This window comes from Flavisolibacter ginsengisoli DSM 18119, from assembly GCF_900129295.1.
Lineage (GTDB): Bacteria > Bacteroidota > Bacteroidia > Chitinophagales > Chitinophagaceae > Flavisolibacter > Flavisolibacter ginsengisoli.
This window is the reverse complement of the sequence record NZ_FQUU01000041.1, coordinates 1-3958: the sequence shown is the minus strand read 5'-3', so window position 1 is coordinate 3958 and position 3958 is coordinate 1. Positions and strand designations below refer to the sequence as shown.

Annotated in this window: 4 protein-coding genes; 1 reads left to right on the top strand and 3 read right to left on the bottom strand. The window is 44.0% G+C overall.

Annotation, left to right across the window (positions count from 1 at the left end):
- The first annotated feature begins 1450 nt into the window (after positions 1–1450).
- On the top strand, positions 1451–1681 hold the full coding sequence (locus BUA53_RS21085) for a hypothetical protein (RefSeq protein ID WP_139256545.1): 231 nt from the start codon (positions 1451–1453) through the stop codon (positions 1679–1681).
- 49 nt (positions 1682–1730) lie between these two features.
- On the opposite strand, the gene BUA53_RS20705 is transcribed toward BUA53_RS21085, so the two are convergent.
- From BUA53_RS20705 to BUA53_RS20695, 3 genes are all read right to left on the bottom strand, one after another.
- Positions 1731–2204 (bottom strand): hypothetical protein, encoded by a 474-nt coding sequence (locus BUA53_RS20705; RefSeq protein ID WP_139256544.1) that lies wholly within the window; start codon positions 2202–2204, stop codon positions 1731–1733.
- Positions 2182–2559 (bottom strand): hypothetical protein, encoded by a 378-nt coding sequence (locus BUA53_RS20700; RefSeq protein WP_072837300.1) that lies wholly within the window; start codon positions 2557–2559, stop codon positions 2182–2184. Before BUA53_RS20700 ends, BUA53_RS20705 begins: the two co-directional genes overlap by 23 nt.
- Positions 2560–2947: 388 nt before the next feature.
- On the bottom strand, positions 2948–3580 hold the full coding sequence (locus BUA53_RS20695) for a UpxY family transcription antiterminator (RefSeq protein ID WP_084080320.1): 633 nt from the start codon (positions 3578–3580) through the stop codon (positions 2948–2950).
- Between the last annotated feature and the right edge of the window lie 378 nt (positions 3581–3958).

The following is a 3958-nucleotide window of genomic DNA, read 5'->3' as shown; positions in this document are numbered from 1 at the left end:
TATAGAATGTTCGCTGTGATTAAACGTCAAACACCATTTGTTGAGAGCTACTTAGAAACTTTTTTGGCAGTTTGTAAACCTTAGAATACAGGGAGACAGGGAGGGGCACGGCGGGCAATAGCCGCGAATTGAGTCTGGAGTCGGGAGTAGAAGGGGAACCACGGCGACAGGGCGGCACGGAGAGGCACGGAGAGAAAGGTTTAAAAGTTGACAGGTTGAAAAGTTGAAAAGTTGTATATACTCGTCGATTATAGTAATGATTGAAATAAGTCACTATCTGACCATGCCTGTCCCGACGAATGGCGGGTCATCCTGAGGAACGAAGGATCTGTGGTGAAAGCCTAAGCGACCGTTGAAATTTTATAATCACTTTGACCTTATTAAAAAATAAACGCAGCGACATTAAATAATGGTTGCTCGAAAAGGCTTACAGAACAAATACGTCGCCTTAATGCAGTCCAAAGACCCGCCTAAGGCGGGTGACAAAGAATCATTGTTTACAGTTTGCAGTCAGTCCTAATTTCAAAAGTTTCTTTGTATAGTATAACTGTTATCACTCTCTTGTCTGTCGTCGAAAATAATATAGACTGCCATCGTTCACCCACAAGCTTGTCATCCTGAGGAACGAAGGATCTGTGGTAGCCACATAGGTGACCTTTATATAATTGAAATCTGCATGACCTAAAATAAAAAAATGTACACGCTCCTATTTATCCATGCTCACCATCGCTATATAGAAATTGCGCCGCTCAAAGTGAGGTCCAAAGATCCCGCCTACGGCGGGATGACAAAACAACCAAGTTTACATTTTGCACTCAAACTAACTGCAAAACCTTACTTTGAATTCATAGCCATAGTACATAAAACAGACTGCTATTATTCACTTCCCGTTTTGTAGGATCACCCGTCGCATGCGGGTTCTGTGGTTAAAGCATATGAAGTCTTTCTTAAAAATCTACCCGTGTGCATGAAACTCGTTGGCGGGGACGCCAACAAGAGCTGACAGTAAAGGCTGTATGAACTAAGAATCTTCAAATTCAACGAAACCAAAAAGCTCTTCAAACCTTAAGCCTGATCCAGCGCCTAATTGCGGAAATTCGATTACTGAAATCTCAATAGCCGAAGCCACCCCTCCGCAATTCAGCGCCTTTAGACTTTTCGCATAGCACGTGCCCGAACTTTGAGTCTTTAACTACACATAGTGAAGTATGTACTCAGAAAGAATGATTGTATATAAAATGATTATTGCAACCAGTAGTTATGGTTGTTGTGCGCTGGCCTGGCAAAACCCGCGGAGCGTTGGGGTTTGCCTGCCCTTTTTTTTGGTTCTTTTTTTTGGGCAAGCAAAAAAAACGAACAAAGCAAACACGCCAAAGGCACCTATTCTAAAAAAATAAAAACACATAAATCTTATCCCATATGTTAACCCAAAGAAAACGACTACATTATAATGGCAACCTACTCTTACATCTACTTGCGTTACAGTATCGCAGACAAAACAAAGCTTTTCGCAGAGGATCGCAGAAATGAGGACAACACACTTACACTTTGTCATCATTCCCTGGAACAAGTGAAGTCTATCTTATTAATATACCAGGGAGCAGGAAACTCGTTGGCGGGGACGCCAACAAGAGCTGACAGAGAGGAGACAAGACAGTTACACATTGCCATCACTTCCTGAATAGGGATTTTGCTACGAAGAGAAAACCTAAATCTTACCTGGTAACTCCCTACATCTTCACCACTTTCCCCACCCCAAAAACAAACGTAGGACTATCACCAGAATACCTGGTAAGGTCGGTAACACCAAAATAGATCACCGGCCATTTTTTGGGCAACACATACGATGTAGTGGCAGCCAGGTTGCTCCCCGTCCATTCTGCAGCCACCATCCAGTTACGTACAGGCTTGTACGTGAGGCTTCCAAAAACAGCAGTGGCCCGCCGGCCCATACCCGCCTCTACATCGTAAGGCGACCGCGTAGCAAAATTTCCCGTACCCGCCCCCAATGTATAACCGAACCTGTTGAAGTCCCGGCTCCATGCCAGGTACCAGGAGGAAGCGCCGTCAGATATGGTACGATCGCGAAACAGGTGCAGCGCCCCTGCACTCAGGCTGCCCCATTTACCCAGCGAACGGCTGGCAATAAAACTATAGGAATAATTTTTCAGCTTGGAAGCATCATTGATGTTCAGTATAGCCACCAAGTGAAACGATCTTGCGGTAATCACCAATGCCCCCGCCGATCCGTATAACCATATCGGGCTTGCTGCCATACAACTGGTTGGGTGTGCCGCCGGTTGTAATAAAGCCAAACTTGCCGGTGCTGCCCCAACCTGTTGGCGTCACCAGGGTAGCCACGCGGTCACCGTTCAGGATCATGCCATGAGGGTGCGGTGTATGATTATCAGAACGCCCGCCCTTACCCGGGGGCGAGGGTGGCTTATTACCCTTTGTTCCTGATTGTCCCTGCCCATAAGCAGTAATAAGAAGGAATAAGGTAAAAACTGTGAATACGCTTTTCTTTAAACCTGGTGCTGTACCATCGTGTCGTAACATAAACTACCTGTTTTGGTTATTCAATGGCCGCGAGTCCTTTGCTAGTATCCTATCTTCGATGAATGCGAACCAATGCAAAGTGACTCGCTGGCGAAGTCAATAAAAAGAAGGGTTCAGAAGATCAGAATCCACAGGAGGAACGAGGAATAGAAAGGTTAAGCATTACAATGAACTTTTCAATTATGGTCCATTTTCATCGCCAGGGAGTCTCTCTACTATGCAAGGATTTACCATTAATTATAAACGCATAACCATGGACTCGCTGCTTTCCATTCAATGGCCGCGAGTCCTTTGCTATGATCTTTATCTTCATAAAATACTAATCAATGCAAAGAGACCTCGCTGGCGAAGCGAAATATTAAATCTTAAATATTAAATCTTAAATAACTCAGGATATCGCATAACGTAAGCCGTTATTGAATTCATGCTCACTGCGTATGAACTCCAATTGAGGCAACTTCACCAATGCAGATAATGCTATACCGAGCGAAGGAACCGATAGCGTTTCCAACTCGTATTGGTCTACTGAATTGATGGTGCGGATCATGGCCGCGTCACTTGCAAATCCCACAACAGTCCTATCCAGGCTGATATTCGTGTGGTCGTTCACAAACTGGCTGATACCTGCTATTTCATTTTCCGGAACCACTACCGGCTTACCCAGCCAATATACCAGGTTGACAACTCCTTTCACCTGCCGCAGCGCCGTTAGCTCACTGGCAGTTGCCTTCACAAATACCCAGGAAGGAAACAGCACTTCCGATACCATCTTCTTCCTTCCCTGCTTTTCCACCCGGTTCATCGGGCAGGAATGTTCCAGTTTTTTATCAGCCAACCTGTCGGCCACCTTCGTTTCCCAGCGGTGACGGGTATATAGTACATGCCATTGAGGGGTCATAAAGCTTCGTTTAGTTTTGGTAATTCCAGGGGAGATTGGGAAAGGTGAAGCCTTAAAAAAGAGATAGAGACTTCTAAATATGGCAATAAAATTACATAAAGGAAGTTTTAAATATTTGTTCATTCCTGTTCATTAAAAGAGCAGAATAAGGAGGAACTTACTAAACATAACCAAATGAAATATTCGCCAGGAGGGAATGACTTTAATTTATAAATAGAAAAAGTTTTGAATGAACTGCCCTAAAACTTCATGATCCCGCTGTCAATATTTCAGTTATCTACCAGGTTAGTAACAGCTATATCCCGCCTTCTTAAAGACCCGTTACATAGGCGGCACAAAGGCGTTACATACGCGGTACATACACGTTGCATAAATAGCGTTCCCGGCGTCAAAAATCCCTGTAATATGTGTAGTTCCAAAATAGGTTGTCACTTTTTAATGTTATTCCAATAATGGTTGTCATTTTAGCAGGTACACCATTTTTGGTTTACACTTTATTCC

Bases quoted from the DNA above. Each gene is read 5' to 3' on its own strand.
- BUA53_RS21085 (WP_139256545.1), top strand. From the start codon at position 1,451: ATGGCAACCTACTCTTACATCTACTTGCGTTACAGTATCGCAGACAAA.
- BUA53_RS20700 (WP_072837300.1), bottom strand. From the start codon at position 2,559: ATGTTACGACACGATGGTACAGCACCAGGTTTAAAGAAAAGCGTATTC.
- BUA53_RS20695 (WP_084080320.1), bottom strand. From the start codon at position 3,580: ATGAACAAATATTTAAAACTTCCTTTATGTAATTTTATTGCCATATTT.